The sequence below is a fragment of the Pelomonas parva genome (assembly GCF_043555835.1).
In the GTDB taxonomy this organism is placed as follows: Bacteria; Pseudomonadota; Gammaproteobacteria; order Burkholderiales; family Burkholderiaceae_C; genus Pelomonas; species Pelomonas parva.
Map to the genome: position 1 here is coordinate 251,940 of NZ_JBIGHV010000004.1, position 26,763 is coordinate 278,702.

21 protein-coding genes are annotated in these 26,763 nt (G+C 68.5%); 7 read left to right on the forward strand and 14 right to left on the reverse strand.

From position 1 onward, the window contains the following. Window positions 1-19 precede the first annotated feature (19 nt). From ACG00Y_RS11895 to ACG00Y_RS11910, 4 genes are read right to left on the reverse strand one after another with little or no spacing between them, the layout of a single operon-like run. A complete protein-coding gene (locus ACG00Y_RS11895) occupies window positions 20-379 on the reverse strand; it encodes a hypothetical protein (RefSeq protein WP_394479008.1) in 360 nt (119 codons plus the stop codon). Next, the gene (locus ACG00Y_RS11900; RefSeq protein WP_394479010.1) at window positions 376-801 is read right to left on the reverse strand and encodes a putative toxin-antitoxin system toxin component, PIN family; all 426 of its coding nucleotides are present in this window, start codon (window positions 799-801) and stop codon (window positions 376-378) included. Before ACG00Y_RS11900 ends, ACG00Y_RS11895 begins: the two co-directional genes overlap by 4 nt. Before the next feature lie 39 nt (window positions 802-840). Further along, the gene (locus ACG00Y_RS11905; RefSeq protein ID WP_394479011.1) at window positions 841-2,304 is read right to left on the reverse strand and encodes a chemotaxis protein CheW; all 1,464 of its coding nucleotides are present in this window, start codon (window positions 2,302-2,304) and stop codon (window positions 841-843) included. A 7-nt stretch (window positions 2,305-2,311) separates the two neighbouring features. Continuing rightward, entirely contained in the window at window positions 2,312-4,021 is a 1,710-nt protein-coding gene (locus ACG00Y_RS11910) for a methyl-accepting chemotaxis protein (protein ID WP_394479012.1), read from the reverse strand. 140 nt (window positions 4,022-4,161) lie between these two features. Here ACG00Y_RS11910 and ACG00Y_RS11915 point away from each other — a divergent pair, with 140 nt between their 5' ends. Then, complete coding sequence (locus ACG00Y_RS11915) at window positions 4,162-4,584, forward strand: PilZ domain-containing protein (RefSeq protein WP_394479014.1); 423 nt, start codon at window positions 4,162-4,164, stop codon at window positions 4,582-4,584. Between the two features lie 21 nt (window positions 4,585-4,605). Here ACG00Y_RS11915 and ACG00Y_RS11920 read toward each other — a convergent pair whose 3' ends face one another. From ACG00Y_RS11920 to ACG00Y_RS11955, 8 genes are all read right to left on the reverse strand, one after another. Then, window positions 4,606-6,063: an MBL fold metallo-hydrolase gene (locus tag ACG00Y_RS11920; RefSeq protein WP_394479016.1), complete on the reverse strand. Its 1,458-nt coding sequence runs from the start codon at window positions 6,061-6,063 to the stop codon at window positions 4,606-4,608. After that, a complete protein-coding gene (locus ACG00Y_RS11925) occupies window positions 6,060-7,559 on the reverse strand; it encodes a S1C family serine protease (RefSeq protein ID WP_394479018.1) in 1,500 nt (499 codons plus the stop codon). Before ACG00Y_RS11925 ends, ACG00Y_RS11920 begins: the two co-directional genes overlap by 4 nt. Before the next feature lie 153 nt (window positions 7,560-7,712). Beyond that, on the reverse strand, window positions 7,713-8,258 hold the full coding sequence (locus ACG00Y_RS11930) for a hypothetical protein (protein ID WP_394479020.1): 546 nt from the start codon (window positions 8,256-8,258) through the stop codon (window positions 7,713-7,715). 16 nt (window positions 8,259-8,274) lie between these two features. Next, a complete protein-coding gene (locus ACG00Y_RS11935) occupies window positions 8,275-9,153 on the reverse strand; it encodes a glycoside hydrolase family 16 protein (RefSeq protein ID WP_394479022.1) in 879 nt (292 codons plus the stop codon). A 30-nt stretch (window positions 9,154-9,183) separates the two neighbouring features. After that, window positions 9,184-10,521, reverse strand: coding sequence for a GH1 family beta-glucosidase (locus ACG00Y_RS11940; RefSeq protein WP_394479023.1), 1,338 nt, complete (start codon window positions 10,519-10,521; stop codon window positions 9,184-9,186). Between the two features lie 11 nt (window positions 10,522-10,532). Further along, on the reverse strand, window positions 10,533-11,351 hold the full coding sequence (locus ACG00Y_RS11945; protein WP_394479025.1) for a carbohydrate ABC transporter permease: 819 nt from the start codon (window positions 11,349-11,351) through the stop codon (window positions 10,533-10,535). Continuing rightward, on the reverse strand, window positions 11,348-12,244 hold the full coding sequence (locus tag ACG00Y_RS11950; protein WP_394479026.1) for a carbohydrate ABC transporter permease: 897 nt from the start codon (window positions 12,242-12,244) through the stop codon (window positions 11,348-11,350). Before ACG00Y_RS11950 ends, ACG00Y_RS11945 begins: the two co-directional genes overlap by 4 nt. Next, window positions 12,244-13,521 (reverse strand): ABC transporter substrate-binding protein, encoded by a 1,278-nt coding sequence (locus ACG00Y_RS11955; RefSeq protein WP_394479028.1) that lies wholly within the window; start codon window positions 13,519-13,521, stop codon window positions 12,244-12,246. The genes ACG00Y_RS11950 and ACG00Y_RS11955 overlap by 1 nt, the downstream gene beginning before the upstream one ends. A 289-nt stretch (window positions 13,522-13,810) precedes the next feature. Between ACG00Y_RS11955 and ACG00Y_RS11960 the strand changes: the two genes are divergently transcribed. From ACG00Y_RS11960 to ACG00Y_RS11985, 6 genes are all read left to right on the forward strand, one after another. Then, window positions 13,811-14,863 carry a LacI family DNA-binding transcriptional regulator gene (locus ACG00Y_RS11960; protein ID WP_394479030.1) on the forward strand — a complete coding sequence of 351 codons (1,053 nt, stop codon included), beginning with the start codon at window positions 13,811-13,813 and terminating at the stop codon, window positions 14,861-14,863. Between the two features lie 553 nt (window positions 14,864-15,416). Continuing rightward, complete coding sequence (locus tag ACG00Y_RS11965) at window positions 15,417-18,437, forward strand: TonB-dependent receptor (RefSeq protein WP_394479032.1); 3,021 nt, start codon at window positions 15,417-15,419, stop codon at window positions 18,435-18,437. Between the two features lie 97 nt (window positions 18,438-18,534). Continuing rightward, complete coding sequence (locus ACG00Y_RS11970) at window positions 18,535-20,073, forward strand: tryptophan halogenase family protein (protein WP_394479034.1); 1,539 nt, start codon at window positions 18,535-18,537, stop codon at window positions 20,071-20,073. Further along, window positions 20,070-20,780 carry a SapC family protein gene (locus ACG00Y_RS11975; RefSeq protein ID WP_394479036.1) on the forward strand — a complete coding sequence of 237 codons (711 nt, stop codon included), beginning with the start codon at window positions 20,070-20,072 and terminating at the stop codon, window positions 20,778-20,780. The genes ACG00Y_RS11970 and ACG00Y_RS11975 overlap by 4 nt, the downstream gene beginning before the upstream one ends. Window positions 20,781-20,788: 8 nt before the next feature. After that, window positions 20,789-21,796 carry a cupin-like domain-containing protein gene (locus ACG00Y_RS11980; protein ID WP_394479038.1) on the forward strand — a complete coding sequence of 336 codons (1,008 nt, stop codon included), beginning with the start codon at window positions 20,789-20,791 and terminating at the stop codon, window positions 21,794-21,796. Beyond that, window positions 21,793-23,337 carry a tryptophan halogenase family protein gene (locus ACG00Y_RS11985; RefSeq protein ID WP_394479040.1) on the forward strand — a complete coding sequence of 515 codons (1,545 nt, stop codon included), beginning with the start codon at window positions 21,793-21,795 and terminating at the stop codon, window positions 23,335-23,337. Before ACG00Y_RS11980 ends, ACG00Y_RS11985 begins: the two co-directional genes overlap by 4 nt. Window positions 23,338-23,549: 212 nt before the next feature. Here ACG00Y_RS11985 and ACG00Y_RS11990 read toward each other — a convergent pair whose 3' ends face one another. Continuing rightward, window positions 23,550-25,754 carry a molybdopterin-dependent oxidoreductase gene (locus tag ACG00Y_RS11990; protein ID WP_394479042.1) on the reverse strand — a complete coding sequence of 735 codons (2,205 nt, stop codon included), beginning with the start codon at window positions 25,752-25,754 and terminating at the stop codon, window positions 23,550-23,552. A gap of 70 nt (window positions 25,755-25,824) precedes the next feature. Next, window positions 25,825-26,640, reverse strand: a complete 816-nt coding sequence (locus ACG00Y_RS11995; RefSeq protein WP_394479044.1) for a PEP-CTERM sorting domain-containing protein — start codon at window positions 26,638-26,640, stop codon at window positions 25,825-25,827. Window positions 26,641-26,763 lie beyond the last annotated feature (123 nt).

Consider the following 26,763-nt stretch of genomic DNA (forward strand, 5'->3'; position numbering starts at 1 on the left):
GGTCCATGACTCGCGCCGCTCAGGCCTTCTTCTTCGGCGTTCGGCTGGCCGCCGCTGCCCTATTGGCGGGCTTGACGGGCTTGGCTGCCTTGCCGGTGGCCGCAGCGCGCGGCGCCAGCGGCACCCAGCCTTCGGGCAACTCGTCGCCTTCGCGGGGGGGCTCGCCGCCATTGCGCGAGAGCAAGGCCTCCAAGGCCGTGCCCGTGGCCCGCTGCCGGCGCTCGTCGAAGAAGGCTGCCGTCTTGAGCACCGCGATCCTCTCGGCCACAGCGATGGCGACGAACTGGTTCAGGCTGGTGCCGTCGGCCTTGCTCAAGGCTTCGGCCTCTGCCTTGACGGACTTGGGCAGGCGCAGGGCGTAGGTGGTGAGCGTGGTCATGTTGGCAGGCTCCTCAAGTAGTCGGCCGGCGTGCACAGCAGCACGCCAAAGCGCGCCGGCGCGTCGCCGAAATCACGCTGGTTGAAAGACATCAACACGCCGGCGCGGCCATTGATGGCCGCCTCCAGCACCATTTCATCGGCAGGGTCCCTGACCTGCGGCCGCCACCTGAAGTGGCCGTGGGCCACGTCGGCCATCGCAGCGATATCGTCCAGCGCCGCCAAGACCTGCCGCCGTGTGGCGCCGATCGCTCCCAACTGCTCCGGCCGGGTGGCCACAGATTCGTATTCGAGCGCCAGCGCGACGCTGAGCACCAATTGCAGGCGGCCGGCACGCGCCAGGCGCAGCACTTCGGCCGAGCCGCCCTGCGGACTGCGCAGGGCGGCCACCAGCACATCGGTATCCAGCACCACTCGCATCATGCTGCGGATGATATCGCTGGCGATGTGACCCCAGCCGACTCAGCCCCCCGTCGCCGCCAGGTGCGCGCGCAGATCGACCACTGCGTAGCTGGCCGCCTGCTCGGAGGTCTGCGTGGACACCACCGCCATGCTGCGGCCACCGATGCCGACGTGGCACAGGCTGCCGGCATGGGCGGGGATCATGGCCTGCATCGAGACGATGGGAATCGCCAGGCGGCGCTCGCCATCGGCCAGCACCAGCAGCTGTTGCGCACGCCCGTCGCCATGCGGCTGGCCCGGCCGCGCAAAGACGTCCCGCACGGGCACGGCATGGCCGCGCCAGGTCAGCCGCGCCGGCAGGCCGGCCGCCAGCCGCTCGCGCACGGTCTCGGGCATGGGCAGCACTTCCTGCAGGCCGTCCACCTCGCAGGCAATCAACCCTGCGGCCTCGAACACCATGTAGGGCTTGCGGCTGCGCGCCTGCACCGCTGCTGCCGCCGCTGCCGCGCTCGCCACACGGCGCACGCTGAGTGCCGATTCCGAAAACTCCGCCATCAGCCGCTCGGGGTCCAGCGCCTGGACGATGCCTTGCTCGACCGCCAGCTCGGCGGCCACGAAGCCGGCACGGTCGCGGCCGAGCTCGTCGTCCGCCCCCGCCGCCGGCGCCGGCGCGGCGACGTGGATCAGGCCGAGGATCTCGTGCACCAGCAGGCCGAGCCGGCGCTCGCCGTGCCGCACCACGCACATCCAGGCGGCAGGCTGGCGGTCCGGCGTCGCACGCAGGGCTTCGGTGAGGTCGATCACCGGCACCACATGGCCGCGCCAATCGCACAGGCCGCGGGTCGCCGGCCGGGGCAGCGGCGCGGGGCGCAGCGCCGGCACGCTCAGCAGCTCGGCGATGTGATCCGGCGGAATGCCGATCAGCGCGTCGCCGACACGGAAGGCGCCAAGACTGATTCGCGGGACCGCTGAACTCGCCGGGTCCTCGGCAGGCGCATCGCCGTCATCGGCCTGGCCGACGTCCAGGCCTGCCGCCGCGCACCAGGTACGGGTCAGCGTGGCCAGCCGTTGCGGGTCCAGCAGCACGAGCGGCGGCTCGCCTTCGTCGAGCAACGCGGCCTGCACGAACAACTCGTCGGGCGCGTCGTCGTGAAAGAGCTGGCTGACGGCGTTCGCCGGGCAGCGGCGCAGGCCGATCAAGGCATCAACGAGCAGGCCGAGCACCTGCCCGCCCTGCGAGAGGATGACGATGCGGGCGTCGCGCGCCGCCGGCTCGGCGTCGTCCGCGTCGCTGGCGGCATCGGGCTGCTGCCAGCGCTTCAGATCCACCACGGGCACCAGCTGCGCGCCGAACGAGATGACGCCCACGGCACCGCCCGCGCGCCGGGGCAAGGCAGCCATGTCCGGCGGCACGGCGATCGCCTGGACGATGTAGCGGCGATCGATGCCGACGTGGCGGCCGAGCGCGCGCATGGTGGCGATCACGCCGTCCTCGCCACCGGCCGGGTTCGCTGCGTCAGCCATACCGGCCTCAGCCGTTCTGCGAGCTGATCTGCAGGTCCAGCAGCAGGCCGGTGACGTTCTGCGTGGCGGACGCCTGCTCCTTGGTCGCCGAGCTGATCTGCTCGATGGAGCGTGTCGTGTCGTCCACGCAGCGCTGGATGCGCGTGAACGCCTCCTCCACCTGTTGCGACAGCCGGCCGCCCTCGTCCACGCGGTTGACGGTCTCGGTGATCAGCTTGGAGATTTCGCGCGTGGCAAGGGCCGACTTCTCGGCCAGCTTGCGCACCTCCTCGGCCACCACCGAGAACCCGGCACCGTGCTCGCCGGCCCGCGCCGCCTCGATGGCCGCGTTGAAGGCGAGCAGGTGCGTCTGGCCGGCGATACCGCTGATCGTGTCGATGATCTCGGTGATGTCCTTGGAAGACTCCTGGATGGCGATGATGGACTCGCGCGAGCGCTTGAGCAGCTTGCTGCCGTCGTCGGCCTCGCGCTGGGTCTGGCCGGCCAGCTGCGTGGACCGCTGCGTGCCCTCGGCGATGCTGTTGATGGAGCCGGCCAGGCCGTCCATGACGCCCGAGATCGCGCCGACGTTGCCGGCAATGGCCTGCTCGCGGGTGACCTGGGTGGTGACCTCCATCGCGAACTTCACCACCTTGTAGGGCTTGCCGTCGAGGCCGAGGATGGGGTTGTAGGTGGCCTGTATCCACACCTCGACGTCGCGCTTGCCGCGCCGCTGGAAACGGCCCGACTTGAACTGACCCTCGTTCAGGTCGGCCCAGAAGTCGCGGTACTCGCGCGACCTGGTGAACGCCTCGTCGCAGAACATGCTGTGGTGGCGGCCCTGCACCTCGGCCTGCGTGTAGCCGACCACACGCAGGAAGTTCGCGTTGGCGGTGACGACGTTGCCCTCCATGTCGAACTCGATGACGCCTTGCGAGCGGCCGATGGCCTCCAGCTTGCCCTGCGCCTCCTGCGTGGCGCGGCGGGTGGGCGTGATGTCAGTGGCGAACTTGACGATCTTCACCGGCCGGCCTGCGGCATCCAGGATGGGGTTGTAGGAGGCCTGTATCCACACCTCGCTGCCGTTCTTGGCGATGCGCCGGTACTCGCCCGCGTCGAACTCGCCACGGCCCAGACGCTCCCAGAAGGTGATGTAGTCCTGCGAGCGGGTGTAGTCCTGGTCGCAGAACATGCGGTGGTGCTGGCCCACCACCTCGTCCAGCGTGTAGCCGAAGGTAGCGAGGAAGTTGTTGTTGACGCTCAGCACGCGACCCGTCAGGTCGAACTCGATGACGGCCTGCACGCGGTTGATGGCCTGGATGCGGCCCTCGAAGTCGGCACTGCGCAGCTTGTTCTGCGTGATGTCGGTGGCGAACTTGACGACGCGCACCGGCTTGCCTTCGGCGTCGAAGATCGGCACATAGGAGGCCTGCAGCCAGACCTCCCGATCGTGCTTGGCCAGCCGCGCGAATTCGCCGGCGTGGGTCTTGCCGCTGCCCAGATGGGTCCAGAAGGCGGCGTACTCGGCGCTGCGGATATAGGCCGGGTCGCAGAACATCCGGTGATGCTGCCCGACCACCTCGTCGAGCGCGTAACCCATGGTCGACAGGAACAAGTCGTTGGCATGCTGGATGTGGCCGGTCATGTCGAACTCGACCATAGCCTGCGAGCCGTCGAGCGCCCGGTAGAGGCTGGTCAGCGTGTTGCTGTCGGGGTTCTTCAGGAAGGCGGTTGGCACGGGGCGCTCCGGTTCGAGGGCTTGGAGAGCCACGCAGTTTCGGGCGCAATGGATTTCCCTGTCGCGGAGATTGCGCGCACTAGTTCCGCAGTCGGCCGGGTAGCTCATCGCGCATACTGCCGCCATCAAGAACCCCCGACATGTCGCCCAGCCCCGCACCCTCTGCTGACCCCGACGGCGTTGCCGGGCCGGGCGGCCCGTCGCAGGGCCCGCTCCCCCGTCCCAGCGGCGTCGACGAGCGCCAACACCGCCGTGCCCGCGCGCACTGGCCGATCCGCCTGATCGGCGCCTCGGGCAAGGTCGCGTCCGGCTGGGTCTGGGACGTGTCCGAGGGCGGCATGGGCGTGGTGAGCAGCGTGCACATGCCGGTCGGCTCCATTGTCCAAACGGCCGTCGCGATCCCGAACCCGAAAGACCCGCAGCGCCACCTCGCGGTGCAGGCCAAGGTGCGCGTCGTGTTCGCGTCGTTCACCGGCACGCAGACGCGCCTGGGCGTGCAGTTCCTGGCGCTGCCGCTGGAGGTGCGCATGGCCATCCACGCCTACGTGGTAGGCCACGCCTGAAGCTGGCAGGTTCGGCGCGCCTCAGCGCCGCCCGATGACCGTCAGCAGATCGCCGTAAGGCACGACGCGGCCGTGCAGCGGCGCGATGCGCTCGACCGGCAGTTGCAGTCGCTCGATGTTCTCGACCAGGTTGACGTTGCTGTCGCTGGGCCGGGCCGGCGGCGGGCTGCCGGGCGGCGCGGGGTTGTAGGCGTCGGCCTCGATGAGCAGGCGCGCGTGTGGCACGTAGACCATCAGGAAGCCCTGCGAATGCTGGCTGCCGACGATGGCGTGCATCTCGATACGACGCTCGCCGTCGACCAGCGCGAGCTGCCCGTCCACGCCGAGGATCTCCGGCTTTCGGCCTGACCTGGCGAGTGCATCGGGCGCCACGGTATTGGCCTGGGCCAGCACGCGCTCGTAGTAAGGCTTGGTGAGCTGGCTGGTGACCAGCGTCGCGCCCTCGGCGATGACGGCGCGCAGGCCGCCGGCATGGTCGAAGTGGTGGTGGGTGTTGATGACCGTCTTCAGCGGCTTGCCTGGCACGAGCCGGCGCACCTCGGCCAGCACGACGGCGGAGCGGGCGTCGTGCAGCGGCGCCTCCACCAGCACGACGTGGTTGCTCATCTCCACCAGCACGCTGTTGTGCGAGCCGCCGCCGAGGAACCAGACGCCATCGGCCAGCTTCTCGGTGACGACGCGCTCGGCGTGGGCCTTGACGTTGTCGGGCACGGCGATGTCCAGCGGCGGGTTGACCTGCACCTCACTGACCGTCAGGTCGAACACCGGATGGCCGCCCTGGCTTTGCTGGATGCGCATCGGGAACTGGGCGGTGCCGCTGGGCCGGTAGTCGCCGTAGCGGGTGACGACGTCGGTGTCGCCCAGCACCGGGTTGGGCAGTTTGGAGTCGACGCGCACGACGCGACCGGCGGCGTCCAGCCAGGCCGTGGCGGTGAGCAGGCCGGGGACGGCGTAGGTCAGCGTGTCGAAGGTGCTGCCGCCCTCGCTGCTGCGGCCGGCCACGGCGCCGTGCTGGCGGGCGGCGATGACGACGCCGTGCGGCGAGGTCCACAGGTCGTGCAGGCGCTGCTCCCACAAGGCCGGCACGGCGGCGAAGCTGGTGCCGGCCACGCCCCAGGACCAGCGTTCCCGCGCGAAGCCGGTGACGCGTTGCACGGACGCGGTCTGGCCGGCCGGCATGTCGGCGCGGCTGCGGGCGTAGGCCTCGCGCATCGCGTTGTTGGCGTAGTCGAAGGAACGGGCGAACTGCGTGTAGTTCATCCACGGCCAGGCGCCGCCGGGCTCGCGGGCCTGGCCGAAGACGCCGCCCGTGCCGCTCGCCTGGAAGCTCAGCGTCTTGACGTTGGCGCTGCCAAGCGCCAGGTCGGCGCGCTGCAGAAGCGCGGCGGCATCGGGCGCAGCCGGCGTGAGGGCGCAACCGGGCAGCACGGCGGCCATCAGCCATGCAGTCGACAGACCGAGGTAGCGGCGGCGGCTCATCGATTGCTCCAGACCTTGAGCAGCTCGGCCGAGCCCTGGGCGCGGATGCCGTTGTCGTTCATGATGGCCTCGGTCGCGTCGGCCACCTCGGCACGCGGCAGCACCAGCAGCTCCTGGCCCTCGCCCACGAAGCGGAAGGCGACGAACTCGCCGCTGGCGTCGCGCAGCAGCTCCACCAGGTGGGCCAGGTTCTTCACCGGCGTGCCGTTGACGGACGCCAGCACGCGCAGGATGGGGCTGCCGTAGCCCCGCGCGAGCTTGTGCGACTGCAGCGGTGACGAAACCATCACCAGTTGCTGGCCGGCAAAGTCCGGGCGGTCGCGCAGCCGTGTGAGCAAGGGGCTGCCCATGCGGGCCTGGGCCATCGCCGCAGGCATGCTGACGCCCAAGGCTGTCAGGCGGTCGGCCGTGGGTGTCGTGAACACCAGGGGGCCATAGAGGAAGTACGGCGGAAACTCGCCGTTGAGCGAGCCGGGGATGAGCAGGTCGGGCTGCACCACGACGGGCAGCTTGAGGGCCAGTTGCTTGCCGTCGCGCAGCACCTGCACGGGCACGCTGCCATTGCGAGCGAGTTGCTGCACGAGGTAGCCGGAGCGCACGCGCAGGTTGTCGCCGATGCGCACCATGCCTTCGTCGTCGATCTGTACGTCGCCGATGTGGGTCAGCACGTCCATGGGCTTCAGGGGCGTGCCCGGCGTGGGCTGTGGCGTCACGACGAGCAGGCCCGCCACACCCTTGGGCACCTTGGCATAGGCGCGCAAGGCCGGGTTCTGCAGCACCTGCGCGCCCTCGAACAGGCCGGGCTTGCCGTCGTAGCGGCCGTCGGCGATGTCGGCGAGGAAGAGGTCGATCTCTTCGTTGGGGATGATGTAGCCGATGTTGTCGCCGGCCCCCAGGCGGGCAAAGGCCAGGCCCATCATCTCGTCACCACTGAGCGCCGGGCCACCGCTGTTGCCGGGGTTGATGGCGGCGTCGATCTGGATGCGCAGGCCCTGCGTGGGGAAGCTGTAGCTGACGAACTCGATGCGCGAGACGATGCCCTTGGTGATGGACAGGCTGGTGCCGCCGGTGGGGTAGCCGTAGGCCATCACGCCATCCTTGACGGCGGGCAGCTTGGCGGCGCGCTTGACGGGCGGGCGGCTGTCGAAGAAGGACTCGTCCTCCAGCTTCAGCACGGCCAGGTCGATGCCGGGCGCGATGAACTCGACGCGCGCGCCGATCTTCTCGCCGGACTGGTTGCCCTGCACCTGCACCTGGCTGGCGTAGGCCACGACATGGGCGTTGGTGAGGATGCGCTTGCCGTCGATGACGACGCCGCTGCCGGTGGACTCGCGCGGCGCGCTCTTGCCCCAGGGGCGCAGCAGGTCAGGCCCGCGCGAGGTGGTGAAGATCTTGACGACCGAGTTCTCGACGTTGGCGACGGCATCGGCAGCGCAGGCGCTGAACGCCGCGCACAAGGCCAGGCCGGCCAGGACGGCATGACGGATCAGTTGCATGGACAGGGGCGGCGTGACGCCGGCGTAGTTGGCGGGAGCGCAGCCGCCACTGCGCGCCTGCGGCGCGGAGTATGGCCCCGGCGCTGCCGCCCTCTCCCCTGCCCCCGCCACTGCCGGCAAATGCTCAGGTGGTCGAGCGAAACGCCAAACGCGTCACTGCGCTGCCGACGCTGCGGCCTGCGCCGGCAGCGCCCAGGCAAAGCCCTCCACGCTCTTGGCGAACTGGTCGGTCAGCGCCTTGTACGGGTTGCCCGGCGGCGCCTTCAACAGCACGATGAGGCGATGGCCGCCGTTGACCACCACGTAGCTGATCGACCGCAGGCCGTTGGGCAAAGCGCCCTCGTAGCGAGCGCCGTCCACGCCGCCCACCAGAACCGGCTTGGCGGCGTCGCGGGTCAGGCTCTTGTCGAAGGGGTTGCCGAACTTGACCGCGCCGTCCAGCGCGTCGTAGGGCTTGGCCGGGTCGGGCTCGGCATGGCTCCAGACGAGGATGAAGACGGCCTTGGGGTCGTCGGTGCGCGAGTAGACCGCCATGCCCGCCGGCTTGCCGGCCTTGTCGGGCCTTTCCTCGCGGTTCACCACCGTCACGCCGTCGGGGGCGACGAAGCTGCCGAAGGGGAGCTTCACTTCGGCGGCGTGGGCGGGTGCCAAGCCGAGCAGGCCGGCCGCCAGGGCCAGCGTCGAAAGCAGGCGTTGCATGGCTAGTGCTCCTGGCTCAGTCTTCCTTGTAGATGCGCACCCAGTCGACCTTCATCTGCGATGTCGCTGGCGTGGTCGCGTCCGGCGCGCCGGGCCAGTCGCCGCCCACCGCCAGGTTCAGGATGACGAAGAAGGGCTTCTCGAACACCCAGGTGCCGCCGGCCGGCAGGTCGGCCGGCGTCAGGCGGTGGTACTGGCGGCCATCGACGTACCAGACGATCTCGTTGGGCCGCTTGATGATGGTGTAGGTGTGGAAGTCGTCGATCACCGGGGCGCCGAGGTCGATCGACTTGCCGATGCCTTGCGCGCCCGAGTAGCCTGGGCCGTGCAGCGTGCCGTAGGTCGAGTTGGGCGTCTGCGGCACGAACTCCATGATGTCGATCTCGCCCGACTTGGGCCACGGGTTGGTGGCGATGTCGGTGCCCAGCGTCCAGAACGCCGGCCAGATGCCCTTGCCGGTCGGCAGCTTCATGCGCGCCTCGACCTTGCCGTAGGTGAAGCTGACCTTGTTGTTGCTGTGGATGCGCGCCGAGGTGTACTCGCAGGGCTTGCCGTTCCAGCAGGGGCCGGGGTTGGTGGCCTTCTCGGCGGTGATGACCAGCATGCCGGCGCCGTCGTGCTGGGCGTTGCGCGCCTGGTTCGTGTAGTACTGGAACTCGCGGTTGCCCCAGCCGTTGTTCTCGGCGTTGCCGAGGTCGTAGTTCCAGGTCTTGGCGTCGGGCACGGTGCCGGCGGCGGCGTTGAACTCGTCGCTCCAGACCAGGCTCCATTTGTTGGACGGCGCGGGGGTGGCAGCCGTCGCCGAGCCGCCGCCGCCGCCGCAGGCGGCCAGCGCAAACGCGACGGCGGGCAGGAAGTGGCGCCAGGGGCGGGGAGCAGGTGTCAGGACTTGCATGGTTTTGTCTCCGGGGTTGTCGTTGTGAGATCAGCCGCGCCAGTCGCGCAGGAAGTCGCGGTACCAGTCGGCGCTGGCCTTGGGCGTGCGGGCCTGGGTGGCGTAGTCGACATGGACGATGCCGAAGCGCTTCAGGTAGCCGCTGGCCCATTCGAAGTTGTCCATCAGGCTCCAGACCATGTAGCCGGCCATGGGCACGCCCTGCGCCATCGCGCTGGCGACGGCCGCGATGTGCGTGCGCAGGTAGTCGGTGCGGTCGTCGTCCTGCACGCGGCCGTTGACGACGGCGTCGTCCTTGAAGGCGCCGCCGTTCTCGGTGATGTAGACGGGCGGCAGGCCAGCGTAGTCGCGGTGCAGCAGCACGAGCAGGTCGGTCAGGCCTTGCGGGTAGATCTCCCAGTCCATGTCGGACACCGGCAGGCCGCGACCCTTGGCGTTCCAGTCCTCGCCGCTGGCCGAGACGACGCTGCGGGTGTAGTAGTTGACGCCGAGGTAGTCCATGGGCTGGGCGATCGCGGCCATGTCGCCGGCCTCGACGACCGGCGCGTCGGCACCCAGCTCGGCCAGTACGTCGGCCGGGTAGGCGCCCTTGAACAGCGGGTCGGCATACCAGCGGCGGCCGCGCGAGTCGGCCAGGTCGGCGGCGGCGATGTCGGCCGGCATGGCCGTGGCGGGCACGCAGGACGACAGGTTGAGGACGATGCCCAGTTGACTCTTGGCGCCGTCGGCGCGCAGCGCCTGCAGCGCCAGGCCGTGGGACAGCAGCAGGTGGTGCGACACCTGCGCGGCGATCTTCCTGCTCTTGATGCCGGGCGCGAAATTGCCCTGGTCGTGGCCCAGCGTGGCGACGACCCAGGGCTCGTTGTGCGTGGTGAGGCCGTCGATGCGGTCGCCGATGCGCGCCTGCACATGGCGGGCGTAGTCGACGAAGCGGTGCACGGTGTCGCGGTCGTTCCAGCCGCCACGGTCCTGCAGGCCTTGTGGCAGGTCCCAGTGGTTCAGCGTCGCCCAGGCCGCGATGCCGCGCGCCTTCAGGCCGTCGACGAGGCGCTCGTAGAAGTCCAGGCCCTTGGGGTTGAACTCGCCGTGGCCCAGCGCCTGCACGCGCGGCCAGGCGATGGAGAAGCGGTAGGCGTTGACGCCCAGCGAGGCGATGAGGTCGAGGTCTTCGTCGAGGCGGTGGAAGTGGTCGCAGGCAATCTCGCCGTTGCTCGCGTCGGCGATCGCGCTCGGCTGCTTGCAGAAGCGGTCCCAGATGGACTCACCCTTGCCGTCCTCAAAGGCCGCGCCCTCGATCTGGAAGCTGCTGGTGGCCACGCCCCAGACGAAGTTGGGCGGAAATTGACGATGCAGGGAGACTTGTGACATGAGGGTTCTTTTTATTTGACGGCGCCGGCGGTCAGGCCCGCGATCAGTTGGCGCGACGAGATGACGAACAGGACGATCAGCGGCAGCGTTGCGATGGCCGAGCCCGCCATCAGCGCACCCCATTCGGTGGACGTGGTGCTGAACAGGCTGCGCAGGGCCAGCGGCAGCGTGTAGTTCTCGGCCGTGCGCATGACGATCAACGGGTTCATGAAGTTGTTCCATGAACTGATGAAGGTGATCAGCCCCAGCGTGCCCAGCGCCGGCTTCATCAGCGGCAGCGCGATGCGCCAGTAGATGCCCAGCTCGCTGGCGCCGTCGATACGCGCGGCGCTCAGCAACTCCTTGGGCACGGTGCTGGCCGCGAACTGGCGCATCAGGAAGATGCCGAAGGCGCTGGCCGCACCGGGCAGGTAGAGCGCGCGGTGCGTGTCGATCCACCCCAACGCGTCCATGACCATGAAGCTGGGGATCATGTTCATGAAGCTGGGCACCATCATGGTCGCCATGACGAGGGCGAACAGCGCCTTCTTGAAGCGGAACTCCAGCATCGCGAAGGCATAGCCGGCCATGGAACAGAACAGCAGCGTCAGCGCCGTGGACATCAGGCCCACGTAGAGGCTCCAGCCGACGTTCTTCCAGAACGGCAGGCGGGTCGTCAGCACCTTGAGGTTGTTGAGCAGTTCGTCGCTGAAGAACAGCGGCGGCGGTACGTTGAAGATGTCGGTGCGCGACTGCGTGGCGAACACGAACATGAAATAGAACGGCGCCAGCATGAACAGCGCGCCGATGCCGACGATGGCGTAGGCCAGGAACTTCGGTGTTTGCTTCATGCCTGCACCTGCTTGTCGGCGAACGCCTTGTTCGTCAGCCAGGTCAGCAACGCAATGATCGCGAACATGATCCAGGCCAGCGCGCTGGCGCCACCGAAGTCGCTGAAGTCGAAGGCCAGGCGGTAGAGGTACATGGCCACCGTCATCGCGGCCTGGTCGGCGCCGCCCTTGCCGTTGGTCAGGATGAAGGGCTCCTCGAACAGCTGCAGCCCGCCGATGATGGACAGCGTCACGCCGAACAGGATCATGGGCTTGATGCCGGGCAGCGTGATGCGCAGGAACTGCTGCCAGGGGCCGGCGCCGTCGAGCTTGGCGGCCTGGTAGAGGTCGTTCGGGATGGTCTGCAGCGCGGCGAGATACAGCACGAGGTTGAAGCCGACGTAGCGCCAGAACACGATGATGGCGACCGCCGGCTTGATGGCCTCGGGCGAGCGCATCCAGTTGATGTTCTCGGTGCCGAACATCGCGTGCAACGCCTGGTTGACCAAGCCGTAATCGGTCGAGAACAGCGAGCCGAACAGCATCGCGATGGCGACGGTCGACGTGATGTAGGGTAGGAAGTAGGCGCCCGAGAACACACCGCGCCAGCGCCCGAAGGAGCGATGCAGGAAGACCGCCAGCGGAATGGCGACGAGGTGCTGCGGCACGCCAGTGGCGATGGCCAGCCACAGCGTGTTGCGCAGCGACTTCCAGAACCAGCCGTCGGTCAGCGCAAAGGCGAAGTTGTCGAAGCCGACGAACTTCATCGCCTCGATGCCACTCGTCGGCTCCCAGGACTGGAAGGCCAGCCAGGCGGAGAACACCAACGGGAACAGGCCGAAGACGGCGAACAGGATGAGGAAGGGGCTGACCAGGAAGTAGGGCGCCCAGCGGGAGGGGATGCGGAAACTCATCAGCGGTTCGCTCGGTGGACGAGAAGGGCCTGGGCGTCTTCCAGGGCCTTGGGGATGGGCTTGCCGTACTCCAGCACGTTGTCCAGCTCGGCGTTGATGACCTCGTCGGCGAACTTGTGCTGCTTGTGCATCTTGACGACGGGGATGCGCCTTGCGGCGTCGCGCCACAGCAGACGCGCCTTCTGGCCGCCGAGGAAGGGCAGCGGCTGCTCGAAGAAGTCGCCCTCCTGTGCGGCCAGCAGCGCCGGGAAGGCGTCCTGCGACTTGAAGGCGTCGAACTGGCGCTGGCGGTCCAGCGTCAACTCCTGGATGAGCTGCCAGGCGAGCTGCTTGCGCTCGGGCGCCGAGCGGCGCGGGATGGCGTAGTAAGTGCCGCCGTAGGAGCAGTAGGTGTTCTCGGGCAGTTGCGCCACTCGCCACTTGCCGGCCGTGCCGGGCGCGACCCAGTTGGCCATCTGGCCGGCCATCCAGGCGCCGGACATCTCGGTGGCCAGGCGGCCGCGCTTGAGCATCTCGGCCCAGTCGTTCTGCCAGACCTCCACCCGCGCATCCAGTCCCTGCTTGCGCACCTTGCGCGCAAGCTCGAAGGCGCGCACGAAGCGGGCGGAGGTGATCTGCGGGCGCTGCTGGTTGTCGAAGAACTGGCCCTCACCCGGCGGCGTGCCGCCGCGCACGATGATGTCCTTCAGCAGGCGCACGTCGCCAATCAGGTAGGCGCCGGTCCTGGCCTTGATCTGTGCGCCGGCCGCGACGTAGGCATCCCAGGAGGCCGTCAGGTCGGCCTCCTTCAAGCCGGCCTGGGCCAGCAGGTCGGCGCGGTAGAACAGCGAGCCGGGGCCAATGTCGCTGGGCATCGCGACGATGCGGCCCTCGCGGTTGCGCGCCGTCTCGATGGCGAACGGCACGAAGCGGTCCCTGAAGCGCTCGGCGCCGAAGGCCGGCGCGGACAAGTCCTCCAGGCCGGTGCCCAGCGAGAAGCGGCCGAGGTAGCTGGTCTCCAGCGCGATGACGTCCGGCAGGTGGCCGGACGTGGATAACGCTGTCGTCATCGCCGTGTGATGGTCGTCGTACTGGCGGCTGATGACCTGGGCGCGCACCTCGGGGTTGCGCTGGCTCCAGCCCTTCAGCAAGTCCTTGGCGATGACGTCGACGAGCGGGAAGGCGGCGACGGTCAACGACTGCCCGCCCGAAGCGAAGGCCGGGCCGGCGGCCTGCAGCGCACCGCCGCAAGCGGTGGCCAGCAGATGGCGGCGGGTGAAGGAGTTGGATGCAGACATGGTTTTGAAAGCGCTTTCAAGATTGTGCATCGAGCCTCGATCGCACCCAGCAGCACAAACCCTAGGGCCACTTCAGACGAAGGCTTGTTGCCACCGACACGAACCGGCGGCATCCGGGCCTGCGGCTTCCTGGGAGGAGGCTCTTGCAGGGCACCCGAACAAGGGTGAATACTAGGCGGCGGCAGACCATCATCACTGATGATTGAAAGCGCTTTCAGTTTCAGCCCCCCCAAGCCATCGCCTGCCTTCGGTCCGCAACGACCCCGCGCCTACACTTGCATCCTCGCCGATGAACCACGACAAGCCGACTCCCGACAAGAAAGCGCCTTCAAGCCGCCCGGACGGCGTCGTCACGCTGGAGCAAGTGGCGGAGCTGGCGGGCGTGTCGCCCAGCACGGTGTCGCGCATCCTGAACGGCACGGCCGCCGTCAGCCAGGTCAAGAAGGACGCCGTGCAGGCGGCCATCCTGGAACTGGGCTTCCGCCCCAATCCGGTCGCGCGCGGCCTGGCAGGCGGGCGCACGCTGTCCATCGGCGTCGTCACGCAGATCATCTCCAGCCCCTTCTACGGCGAGGCGCTGCTGGGCATCGAGCGCGAGCTGGAGCAGGCCGGCTACGTGCCGCTGTTCGTGTCCGGCAACTGGAACGAGGACGACGAGCGCAAGGCCATCGAGACGCTGCTGTCGCGCCGCGTCGACGGCGTCATCGTGCTGGCGGGCCGGCTGTCCGACGCCGAGCTGAGCCGGGTGTCCGACAGCCTGCCCATGGTCGTCGTCGGCCGGCAACTGGCCGGGCCGCGCCTCTTCAGCTTCAGCTTCGACAACCGCCTGGGCGCGCGGCTGGCCACACAACATTTGATCGAGCAAGGTCACCGGCGCATCGCCTTCGTCGCCGGCGATCTGCTGCACGATGACGCCATCGAACGCCAGAACGGCTACTTCGACGCGCTGGCCGCCGCCGGCATCGCGGTCGACCAGGCTCTCATCGTGCAGAGCGACTACACCGAGGCCGGTGGCATGCTGGCGGTCAGCCGGCTGCTGGAGCGCGACGCGCACTTCACGGCGCTGTTCACCTCCAACGACCAGATGGCCATCGGCGCCTGCCTGGGCCTGCATCGGCGCAACCTGCGCGTGCCCGACGACGTCTCGCTCGTCGGATTCGACGACCTCATCATGGCGCGCTACGCCATGCCGCCGCTGACCACCGTGCGCCAGTCCGTCTACGAGATCGGCATCGAGGCCGCCAAGGCCATGCTGGACCTGCTGCGCGGCACCAAGCCCAAGGCCGCGCTGCCCGGGCCGGAGCTGGTCGTGCGCGAGAGCACGCGCCGCATGGCGCGCTAGAGATGTAGCCCCTCGCCCAGTCTTGCCGCGCTGAACGCGGGCAAGCCTGAGCGGTCTTGCAGACCGCGCTGCGCCAGTGGCGCAGCCCTTCGGCAGGCACAGGCCCGAGGGGACGGCGATGCTTGCGGCATCAAGCCGCGCGCACATCGCCAGTGGGCCGGCTTGGGATAGGCCCGGCGCTCGGCCCAAAGACCAATTCACGGCTCTCGCAGAGCGACTGTTGTTCCTCCCGGGAAAACCATGTGGCCGATCTCAGGGCCCTGCCGCATGATTGTCTGAAAGCGCTTTCATTCGTTTCAGCGAGCTGCCGCTTTTCAACCCGGAAGTACCCGTACCCAGCGCCACGGGCAGCGCCGATCCCAGCAGGGATCAGCTCTGCAGGGCGATCAGGTACCGAAACCACACCCCCGGCTCTTCCCGCCTGGCGTTGCCGCCAAGCCGCAGACCAAGGGTGTTGCCTAGGTTGAAAGCGCTTGCAATCAACTACGCTTGAAAGCGCTTTCAGTTCGTCATCGAGCCCACTCGACAAGACCACAACTCTGGAGACAAAAGCATGAGAACACCCCGCCCCGCCCTTCGCCTCACCAACCTGGCTGCCGCCAGCGGCTTGCTGTTCGCCAGCGCTGCGGTGCTGGCCCAAGGCGCCCCCGGCAACCCCAATGCAGGCCCCACCGCCAGCACGTCCGTGCCGCAGGCGCTGGCCAGCACGACGCAGCTGGAAACGGTCGTCGTGACCGGCATCCGCCGCTCGCTGGAAACCTCGGTCAACCTGAAGCGCTCGTCTTCGGGCCTGGTGGACGGCATCGTGGCCGAAGACATCGGCAAGTTCCCCGACACCAACCTGGCTGAATCGCTGAGCCGCATCAGCGGCGTGTCCATCGACCGCGCGAACGGCGAAGGCACCCGCATCACCGTGCGCGGCATGGGCCCTGACTTCAACCTGGTGCTGCTCAACGGTCGCCAGATGCCCGGCGCCAGCCTGGACGGCAGCGCGCCCAGCTCGCGCTCGTTCGACTTCTCCAACCTCGCCTCCGACGGCGTCGCCGCGCTGGAGGTCTACAAGACCAGTCGCGCCAGCAGCCCGACCGGCGGCATGGGTGCGACCGTCAATGTCCGCACCCAACGCCCCTTCGACATCAAGGAAACGATTGCCAGCATCGGCGTGAAGATGGTGGCCGACCAGTCCGCCCGCCGCCTGCCTGGCGAACAGCAGGGCAAGAAAGTAACGCCTGAACTGAGCGGCATCTACAGCACGCAAAGCAACGACGGCATGTTCGGCATCGCGCTGATGGGCACCTACCAGGTGCGCGACTCCGGCTATTCGCAGGCCAACGTCAGCAGCGGCTGGAAGACCTTCAACGGCATCCAGGACAACGACTGGAGCGGCCCGAACGCCGTCTGGGGCGGCCTGCCGCCCGCAGCCCAGGCGGGCGAGATCAAGAACCGCCCGGCCGTCGACTCCATCTACAGCGTGCCGCAGAACCTGAACTACTCGTTCACCGGCGTGCACCGCGAGCGCTTGAACGGCCAGCTTGTCATGCAGTTCAAGCCGATGAAGGACCTGGTCGGCACGCTGGACTTCGTCATGTCGGAGCAGAAGTTCCGCCAGCGCCGCAACGACATCTCCGCCTGGTTCAACTTCGGTGGCCAGTTCGGTGAATTCCAGACCGGCTCGCCCTCCTCGCCCGTCATCTACGGCGAGCACATGACCAACTCCGACCTGGCCATGGGCGCCTCGCGGATCAGCACCAAGAACAAGAACCAGCAACTCGGCCTGAACCTGAAGTGGAAGGCCACCGACGCGCTGAACTTCGAGTTCGACGCCCACCGCGCCACCGCCACGTCCGGTGCCAACGACCCGCTGGGCACCAGCGTGACGCTGGGCACAGCGTCCCTGGTCCGCGGCGACACCTTTGTCGACTTCAGCAACAAGTTCCCGGTGCTGTCGATGGTCGGCGGTCTCGACCCGACCAAGCAGGAACTGCAGGGCTCGGTGTTCGGCAACAGCTATCAGAAGAACCAGGTCAGCCAGGTGCAGGCCAAGGGCAACTGGCGCATCGATGACGACAGCAGCCTGGACTTCGGCCTGACGCTGACCGAGGTGAAGAACCGCTCGGCCTTTGCCAACGTGCAGCGCGACACCTGGGGCGGCGGCGCCGCCGGCGGCCCGGCCGCCATGCCCGACGACATCTGGAAGACCGACTCGATCAGCAAGTACTTCAGCCGCATCCCCGGCTCGAACGACCCGCGCCTGTTCAACCAGTTCTACACCTTCAACTTCGAGGACCTGCGCGCTGCGGCCATCAAGGCCCTGGGCTCTGACACGCTGCTGAAGGCCTCGTTCGACTGGCAGGACGACTACCGCACGACGGAGAAGTCGCAGGCCGCGTTCGGCCAGTACAACCTGGCCTGGGAGTGGGGCATGCCCATGGAAGCGGCCGTCGGCGTCCGCTACGAGCGCACCAAGGTGGGCTCGCCGTCCACAGAGAAGATCCCGGTGTCGGTGGCCTGGGTGGCCAACAACGAAATCCCCATCTCGTTCAGCGGCACACGCTCGGCGTCGCGCCAGGGCAAATACGACTACGTGCTGCCGTCCATCGACCTCAGCGCCGATGTGACCAACGACACCAAGCTGCGCGTCAGCTACGGCCAGACCATCGGCCGCCCGGGCTGGAACGCCATCCAGGGTGGGCAGCGGATCGACCCGCTGGCGCGTATCGACGGAGGTGTGGCCTCGGTGGGCAACCCCGACCTGAGGCCGCTGAAGTCCAGCAACATCGACTTCTCCGCCGAGCACTACTACGCCAAGAGCAGCTACATCGCGGCGAGCTACTTCCGCAAGTCCCTCAAGGACTACAACCAGGCGGTCGTCGAGCGCAAGAACCTGTTCGGCCTGAACACGCCGATCGGCAACGCGATGTACAACCAGGCGCAGACCGCCGGCGGCTGCGGCGCCGATTCCGATTGCATCCGCAGGTACATCTTCGCGAACTTCCCGACGGCCCCTGGCGTCAGCCCGGGCGCTGCAGGCGGGTCCATCGGCACCATCACCGCACAGCCCACCGACCCGCTGCTGATGTTCAATGTGGGCTCCTTCGTCAACAACGACCGCACCAGCAAGATCAACGGCATCGAGCTGAACGCGCAGCACATCTTCGGCAACAGCGGCTTCGGCGTGTCGGCCAACTTCACGAAGGTGAAGTCCAACCTGGCCTACGACAACAACAAGCGCGGCGGGCAGACCGACGTGCTGGTGGGCATGGGCGACTCGGGCAACCTGGTCGGCTTCTTCGAGAACGAGACATGGACGACGCGCCTGGCCTACAACTGGCGCGGCAAGTTCCTGGCGGCCAACTACGACGGCGTGGAAGGTGCCCAGCCTCTGTACGTGGAGCCCTTCGGCCAGCTGGACTGGAGCGTGGGCTACAACGTCAACCAGCACCTGCGCCTGCAGTTCGAGGCCATCAACCTGACGGACGAGTACACCCGCACCCACATGCGCAACGAGAACCAGGTGGGTGCCGTCACCCAGCTGGGCCGTCGCATCATGATCGGCGCGCGCTACAAGTTCTAAGCTTCAGTCTGGTTCGGCGGCACTTGGTTCTGGGGTGCCGCCCTTGTTCGCCGATGGGCGAGGCCGCGCGAGCGGCCATTTTTGTTTGAGGCTCCCTGTGAACGACAGACTGCGTGAGGTCGTGGTGTTAGGCGGCGGCTCGGCCGGCTGGCTGGTGGCCGGCCTGCTGGCCGCCGAGCACGGCGACCGCCTGAAGATCACGCTGATCGAATCCAGCGACGTGCCCACCATCGGTGTCGGCGAAGGCACCTGGCCGTCCATGCGCGACACGCTGCGCCGCATCGGCCTGTCCGAGCCCGAATTCATCCGCCGCTGCCAGGTCTCGTTCAAGCAGGGCTCGCGCTTCGACGGCTGGGCACGCGGCGCGCAGGGCAGCGAAGGCGACCGCTACTACCACCCCTTCATGCTGCCCGTCGGCTACGGGGACGTGGACCTGGTGCAGCCCTGGCTGGCCACGCAAGGCGCGAGGCCGTTTGCCGACGTCGTCAGCCCCTCCGTGCAGGTCTGCGAGGCCGGCCTGGCGCCCAAGCAGGTGCAGACGCCCGGGTTCGCGGCTGTCGCCAACTACGCCTATCACTTCGACGCCGGCCTGTTCGGCCAGCTGCTGCGCGAGCACGCGATTGCCAGGCTCGGCGTGCACCACGTCATCGACCATGTCGACGCCGTGCTGTCACACGAGAACGGCGACATTGCCGCGCTGCAGACCCGCGAGCATGGCCCCATCTCCGCCGACCTCTTCATCGACTGTTCCGGCCTCACCTCCCGCCTCATCGGCCAGCACTTCGGCGTGCCGCTGAAGAGCGAGCGCGACGTGCTCTTCAACGACGCCGCCATGCCCGTGCAGGTGCCCTACGCGCAGCCCGACGCGCCCGTGGCGTCGGTCACCGTCGCCACGGCCTGGGCCAAGGGCTGGATCTGGGACATCGGCCTGCCCACGCGGCGCGGCGTCGGCTGCGTCTACTCGCGGGCCCACGCCAGCGACGACGAGGCGCATGCGGCGCTGCAGGCCTATCTCGATGCGACCGGCGCACCCGCCGAGCGCCCCGCGCCGCGCGCCATCCGCTTCGACCCCGGCTACCGCGAGCAGTTCTGGGTGCGCAACTGCGTCGCCATCGGCCTGTCCTCGGGCTTCATCGAGCCGCTGGAGGCTTCGGCGCTGGCGCTGGTCGAGCTGTCCGCCCAGCGCCTGTGCGACGAGCTGCCGATGACGCGCGTCAGCATGGACGCCGTCGCCCGCCGCTTCAACGACGACTTCAGCTACCGCTGGGCCCGCGTCATCGACTTCCTGAAGCTGCATTACGCATTGAGCCAGCGCGACGACAGCGACTACTGGCGCGCCCACCGCGACCCGGCCACCTGGCCCGAGCGCCTGCGCGAACTGCTGCCGATGTGGAAGCTGCGCGCGCCGGCCCGCCACGACTTCGGCCGCATCGACGAGGTCTTTCCGTCGGCCAGCTACCAGTACGTGCTCTACGGCATGGGTTTTCGCCCTGACGCTGAAGGCGTCTCCGCCGCCAAACTTCAGGCAGCCCAGGCCTGCTTCGACGAGGCTGCCCGCCAGGCACGCCGCCTCCTCTCTGGCCTGCCCGGCCACCGCAGCCTGATCAATCACATCAAGAACCAAACAGAGACATGACCCGTCCCACCCTGCTCGACAACGTCACCCACCGCCATCTGCGCGTGCGCACCGAGCGCTCGGCCGCCTTGGGCGATGCGCGCCAGTCGGCCCTGGCCCTGCCGGGCGAGTTCCGCCAGCTGCAGGCGCACTTCCCCATCGTCTTCCAGTTGGTGGAGGGCGATGCAGGCTTCCAGCCCGTGGCCTTGTTCGGCCTGGAGGAAGGCCAGAACCTGTTCCTGACCGACACCGGCTGGGACTGCAACGCGCTGCCCATGGCGATGCAACGCGATCCCTTCCTGATCGGCCGCGCCCCCGACGACGGCCTGCAGCTGCACATCGACATGGACAGCCCGCGCATCGTGCGCCCCGAGGAGGGCGAGGTCGGCACCGCCATCTTCCTGCCGCACGGGGCTTTTAGCGACTATCTCGACCGCACCGTGCAGCTGATGGAACACCTGCACGCCCAGGCACGGCACCTGCCCGTCTTTATCGAGGCGCTGACGCGCCACCAGTTGCTGGAGCCCTTCGTCATCGACATCGAGACGCCCGGCGGCGAGCAGGCGCGGCTGTCGGGCCTGTACACCATCCACGAGGAGCGCCTGGCCGCCCTGCCCGGCGCTGCACTCGAAGCGCTGGCGCGCGAAGGGCATCTGATGCCCATCTACATGCAGATCGCTTCGCTGGCGCAACTGCCCGTCCTGCTCGAACGGGCGAACCGACGCTGAACCGACCCATGCGCGCAGTACCCGACTGGACCGGGCCTTTCGATCCCGACAAGCTCCCCGACGAGCTGCTGACCGGCGACCGGCCCTACATCGTGCGCGGCGCGTTCGCGCACTGGCCCGTCGTGCAGGCGGCGCGCCAGTCGGACGAGGCCCTGGCCCGCTATCTGATGGGCTTCTACCGCGGCATGCGCATCGGCCTGTTCCAGCTGGCGCCCGAGGCCCGCGGTCGCGTGTTCTACACCGACGAGACGCTGCGGGACTTCAACTTCAGCCGCCACGCCGCCACGCTGGACCAGGTGCTGGCCGGCCTGCTCGGCATCGCGCAGACGCCCGAGCCGCCGGCGCTGTACGTCGGCTCGACCACGGTGGACGCGGTGCTGCCCGGCTTCCTGGACGCCAACGTCATGGGCCTCGGCGCACGCGACGCGCTGGTCAGCCTGTGGCTGGGCAACCGCACCCGCATCGCCGCCCACTACGACCTGCCCGACAACCTCGCCGTCGTCGCCGCCGGCCGGCGCCGCTTCACGGTCTTCCCGCCCGAACAGCTCCACAACCTCTACATGGGCCCGCTGGAGCCGACGCCGGCAGGCCAGCCCATCAGCCTCGTCGACTTCGAGAAGCCGGACCTTGAACGCTTCCCGCGTTTCACCCGCGCGCTGGAGGCCGGCGAAGTGGCCGAGCTGGCGCCTGGCGACGCCATCTTCATCCCCAGCATGTGGTTCCACCACATCGAGGGGCTGGAGCCCGTCAACCTCCTCATCAACGCCTGGTGGCGCCAGACGCCGGACCACGTCGACTCGCCGCTGAATGCGCTGCACCTGGCCCTGATGACCATGCGCAACCTGCCCGAGAAGGAACGGCGCATCTGGCAGCACCACTTCCAGCATTTCGTCTTCGACGCGGACGACAGCACCTGGGCCCACATCCCGGAGGCCGCTCGCGGCCTGCTGGAACTGCCCGACGAAACCACCTCGCGCCAGGCGCGCGCGCAACTCCTGAGCAATCTCAAAAGATGAACACCACCACCAAGCCCTTCAACCGCGTCGTCATCGCCGGCGGCGGCACCGCCGGCTGGATGATGGCCGCGCTGATGAGCAAGCTGCTCGGCAAGCGGCTGGACATCAAGCTCATCGAGTCCGAGGAAATCGGCACCGTTGGCGTGGGCGAGGCCACCATCCCCGCGCTGCTGACGTATCACAACCTGCTCGGCATCAACGAGGCCGAGTTCATGGCCGCCACCAACGCCACCTTCAAGCTCGGCATCAATTTCGAGGGCTGGAAGAACATCGGCGAGAACTACTTCCACTCCTTCGGCTCGACGGGCAACGACCACTGGAGCGCCGGCTTCCAGCACTTCTGGCTCAAGGGCGTCGCCGAAGGCCTCTCCCGTCCCTATACCGACTACAACCCCGAGACGCTGGCGGCGATGGCCGACCGCTTCGCCCATGTGCCGCGCGGCGGGCTGAACTACGCCTATCACATGGACGCCGGCCGCTATGCCAAGTACCTGCGCGCGATGAGCGAGCGCCACGGCGTGCAGCGCATCGAGGGCAAGATCGCCGCCGTACTGATGGATGGCCCGATGGGTCGCGACGGCGACATCACCGCCGTGCAGATGCAGGACGGCAACCGCATCGATGGCGACCTCTTCATCGACTGCACGGGCTTCCGCTCCCTGCTGCTGGGCGAAGCGCTAGGCGTGGGCTATGAGGACTGGTCCTACTGGCTGCCCTGCGACCGCGCCGTGGCCGTGCAGACGGCCTCCGTGCGCGAGGCATGGCCCTACACCCGCTCCATCTGCCACCCCTTCGGCTGGCAATGGCGCATCCCGCTGCAGAACCGCGTCGGCAACGGCCTGGTCTACAGCAGCAAGGAATTGAGCGACGCCGACGCGCCCGAGGTGCTGAAGAAGAACGTCGAAGGCGAGCTGCTGATCCAGCCGCGCGTCATCAAGTTCCTGCCCGGCCAGCGCGACAAGGTCTGGGAGCGCAACTGCATCGCCGTCGGCCTGGCCAGCGGCTTCGTCGAACCGCTGGAGTCCACCAGCATCCACCTCATCCAGCGCGCCGCCATCCGGCTGATGCAGCTGTTCCCGTCCGGCGGCATCCAGCAGGCCGATGTCGACGAATTCAACCGGCAATCCAAGCACGAGCTGGAGCACATCCGCGACTTCATCGTGCTGCACTACACCGTCAACGAGCGCACCGACTCCGCGCTCTGGAAGCATGTGCGCGAGATGGACCTGCCCGCCTCGCTGCAGCACCGCATCGCGCTGTTCCGCGAGACCGGCCGCGTCTTCCGCCCCAACGACGAGCTGTTTGCCGAGAACTCGTGGATACAGGTCATGATGGGCCAGGGCATCACGCCCGAGCGCTACCACCCGGTGGCCGACCTGATGGGCCGGCAGGAGCTGAGCACCTTCCTCAGCGACATCCACCTCAAGGTCACACGCACCGTGGCCGGGCTGCCGCAGCACCAGGCGTATGTGGAGCAGCTGTGTGCGCCGTATCGCAATGCCAGCCTGAGCCAGTTGGCCGCGGTGCCAGCACAGCGGTAGGGCGGGTCGCGACCCGCCGTTTGGTGGCGGTGCTGGGCTTCGTTAGGTTTTGGTTGCTTTTGCCGGGCGGGCTGCCTCATCGCTGCATTGCCGGGGGTCCGTCCCGCAAGGGCAACCAAACCCAACCCAGGCGGCATGCCGCCACCAAACGGTGGGTCATGCCCAGGCTGCGGCTGCCGCGAACGCGGACTGAATAGCTGACATGCGCCCACTCAGGCGGGCGCAACCTCCACGGCCACGCCGCTCAGCACCGCATTGCCGCTGAGCGGGTCGCGCGCGGCGTCGTCCAGCAGCGCGTTCATGTTGACCCCCGGCCGCTCGCGCGCCACACCCAGCAGCACACCGTCCAGGTCATGCCCCCAGCCATGCGGCAAGCTGACCACGCCGGGGCTCATGTCGGCGCTGCGCTCGACGCGTGCGATCAGCTCGCCCACGGCGCTCTTGACCTTGGCGAACTCGGCCAGGCCCAGCCGGTCGGCGTCGCCGGGGTTGACGAGCAACGTGCAGCGCTCCGGCCCCTTGGCGAGCACGGGCAGGTTGTGCATCCAGCTGTTGCCCGAGCGGGTGTCGCGGCGGCCGATGAGGCTGAACGCCGGCGCGGGCTCGGCCTTCACCGAGGCCAGGTCCGCCAGGATGGACGGCGGCGCCAGCTCGATCTTGCCGCTAGGCGTGCGCAGCACTTCGGGGATGCGCGGCGTCAGCGCACCGAGGTCGATGCCGCCGCCGTCGACGGTGCTCGCGGCCTTGACCTTGGCGAGGTTGAGCCCGTCGGGCTTGCGGCCGAACTGGTCGCCGTAGGGACCGATGCGCAGCTGCAGGTCGATGAGCCGCTCGGGGCCGCGCCAGGGTTCCAGCGCGCTCAGGATGGCGGGCGTGTTGTCGCCGGCAAAGCGACGTACATCGGACTCAATGGCCTCGTCGTCGAGCTGCGCCACATCCACACCGAGGCCGCGGCCTTCCAGCAGCGCGCACAGCCGCAGGATGGTCTGCCACTCCTGCGGCGTGCCGGCTTCGGCGTCGAACACCGGGCCCGAGAAGCGCGCGTGGTTGCGGTGGCTCAACTGCGGGAAGGCGACGTCGAAGTGCAAGTCCTCCAGCGGCGACAGGCCCGGCAGGATGACGTCGGCATGGCGGGTCGTCTCGTTGACGTAGATGTCCAGGCTGAGCATGAAGTCCAGCCCGTCCAGCGCCTGGGCTATGCGTGGCCCGTTCGGCGCCGACAGCACCGGGTTGCTGGCGATAGTGATCAGCGCCTTGATCTGGCCCTCGCCGGCAGTCTGCATTTCCTCGGCCATCACCGTGATGGGCAGCTCGCCGAAGACCTCGGGCGCGCCGGACACGCGGCTCCTGCGCCGGCCGGTCGTCACGCCTTTGCCACTGCCAGGCTTGCCCTGCGTGTTGGACGCGAAGGCTGCAGCCTTCGCGAACATTGCGCCGCCCTCGCGGTCCAGGTTGCCGGTCAGCACGTTGATGAGGTCCACCAGCCAGGAATTCACCGTGCCGAAGCGCGTCGTGCAGGTGCCGATGCGGCCGTAGACGGCGGCGCGCGGTGCAGCGGCCAGCTCGCGGGCGATGCGGCGCTGCACGTCCGCCGGGATGCCGCAGCCGGCGGCGGTGATCTCGGGCGGGAAGGGCAACACGGCGGCGCGGGCTTCTTCGAGACCGTTGACGTGTTCCTCCAACCGGCCCAGCTTGACAAGACCCTCTTCGAACAGCGTGTGCGCGATGCCCAGCAGCAGCAGCGCGTCGCCGCCGGGGCGGATGGGCAGATGCTCGTCGGCGGCGGCGGCCGTCTCGCTGCGGCGCGGGTCCACCACGACGATGCGCCCGCCGCGTGCCCGCATGGCCTTGGCCTTGCCGCGGTAGTCGGGCACCGTCCACAGGCTGCCGTTGCTGACCATCGGGTTGCCGCCCAGGATGAGCAGGTAGTCGCAGCGCTCAATGTCGGGCAGCGGGATGGAGAGCCAGTGGCCGAACATCAGACCGGCGCTGAGCTGCTTGGGCATCTGGTCCAGCGTCGAGGCGCTGAAGGCATTGCGTGTGCCTAACGCCCGGACAAGACGGGGCGTGTAGGCCAGCAGGCTGACCTTGTGCGCGGCGGGGTTGCCGATGGTCAGCGCGACCGAGTCCGGCCCGTGGTCGCGGTGAATGGGCAGCAGGCGCCGCTCGATCTCGGCAAAGGCCTCATCCCAGCTCGCCTTGACGAAGACGCCGTCGCGCTTGATCAGCGGCGTGCGAAGGCGGTCGGGGTCTTCGTGCAAGTCCTTCAGCGACACGCCCTTGGGGCACAGATAGCCGTGGCTGAACACATCGTTGGCGGCGCCGCGGATCGTGATGACATGCGTGCCTTCGGTCTTCACCTCCAGCCCGCAGCAGGCCTCGCACAGGGGGCAGATGCGGTAGTGGCTTTCGGTCATCGTCGTCTCCGTCGTTGGACGGCGATTCTGTGACGGCAGCGACCTCAGCAGGCGTCAAGCCGGCGACACGTCACCCGGCCCGTCGCGCGCGCCAGCCGACCATCAGGCCGCCGGCCAGCAGCATCGCCAGCGTGCCGGGCTCGGGCACGGGTTGGGTGTAGGCCGAGACGCCCGCGCCGAAGTAGACGGGCACGGCCGCGGCCGAGGCGTTGGACAGAGTCAGCGTCAGCGTGCCCAGGGCGGTCTGATCGCCGGGCCCGGCGACGGAGGCGTAGCCATGGTCGCGCACGATCTGGTCCATGCCCGCAGTGCCAACGAGGCCGTAAAGCGAGGCCTGGGACGTGACCACGCTGCCGCCGGCGGCCGCGACGCTGGCGAACACGCGGTAGTCGGCCGTCAGCGTCACCGCCGTGCCGGCGCCCAGCGAGAAGCTGCCCGTCCACGGCCAGTTGCTTTCGGGCAGCGGCGCGATGGTCTTGTAGGTTTCCCACCAGGCATAGCTCTCGGTCACCATGCCGTCCTGGCCGGTGACGGCGGTGTAAAGGCCGTCGGCACTGCGGCGCGCGCTGCCTTCGAACAGGCCCAGGCTGAGCGCCACGCTGGCATCGCCCAGCGGCGGCGCGGCGGGGAAGGTGTCCAGCGCGAGGCGCTGGTCGATGTAGCCGTCGGCGTTCAACCATTTCGCATTGGTCTGCAGGCCCGCCAGCACATGGCCGCCCAGCGAAATCGTCAGCGAGGGCACCAGGCCGTCGTCGGGCGTCAGGTCCACCAGCTGCAGCCGGAACGCCGTCAGCTCCGCAGTGGCGGTGCTGGGCACCTGGGCCTGCGCCAGCGTGGCCGCCGCGAGGAGTGCAAAGGCAGGAACGGTGCGTTGGAAGCGGCTCACGGGGGATTCCTTGCGGGTTGACCGCGCGCATGTTGACAGTGGCGAGGGCTTGCTGCCAACACCTAGGAGGCTCAACCAAGGGCATGCTCGGCGGCCGGTGGTCGCGGCCGTCATCACGGCTCG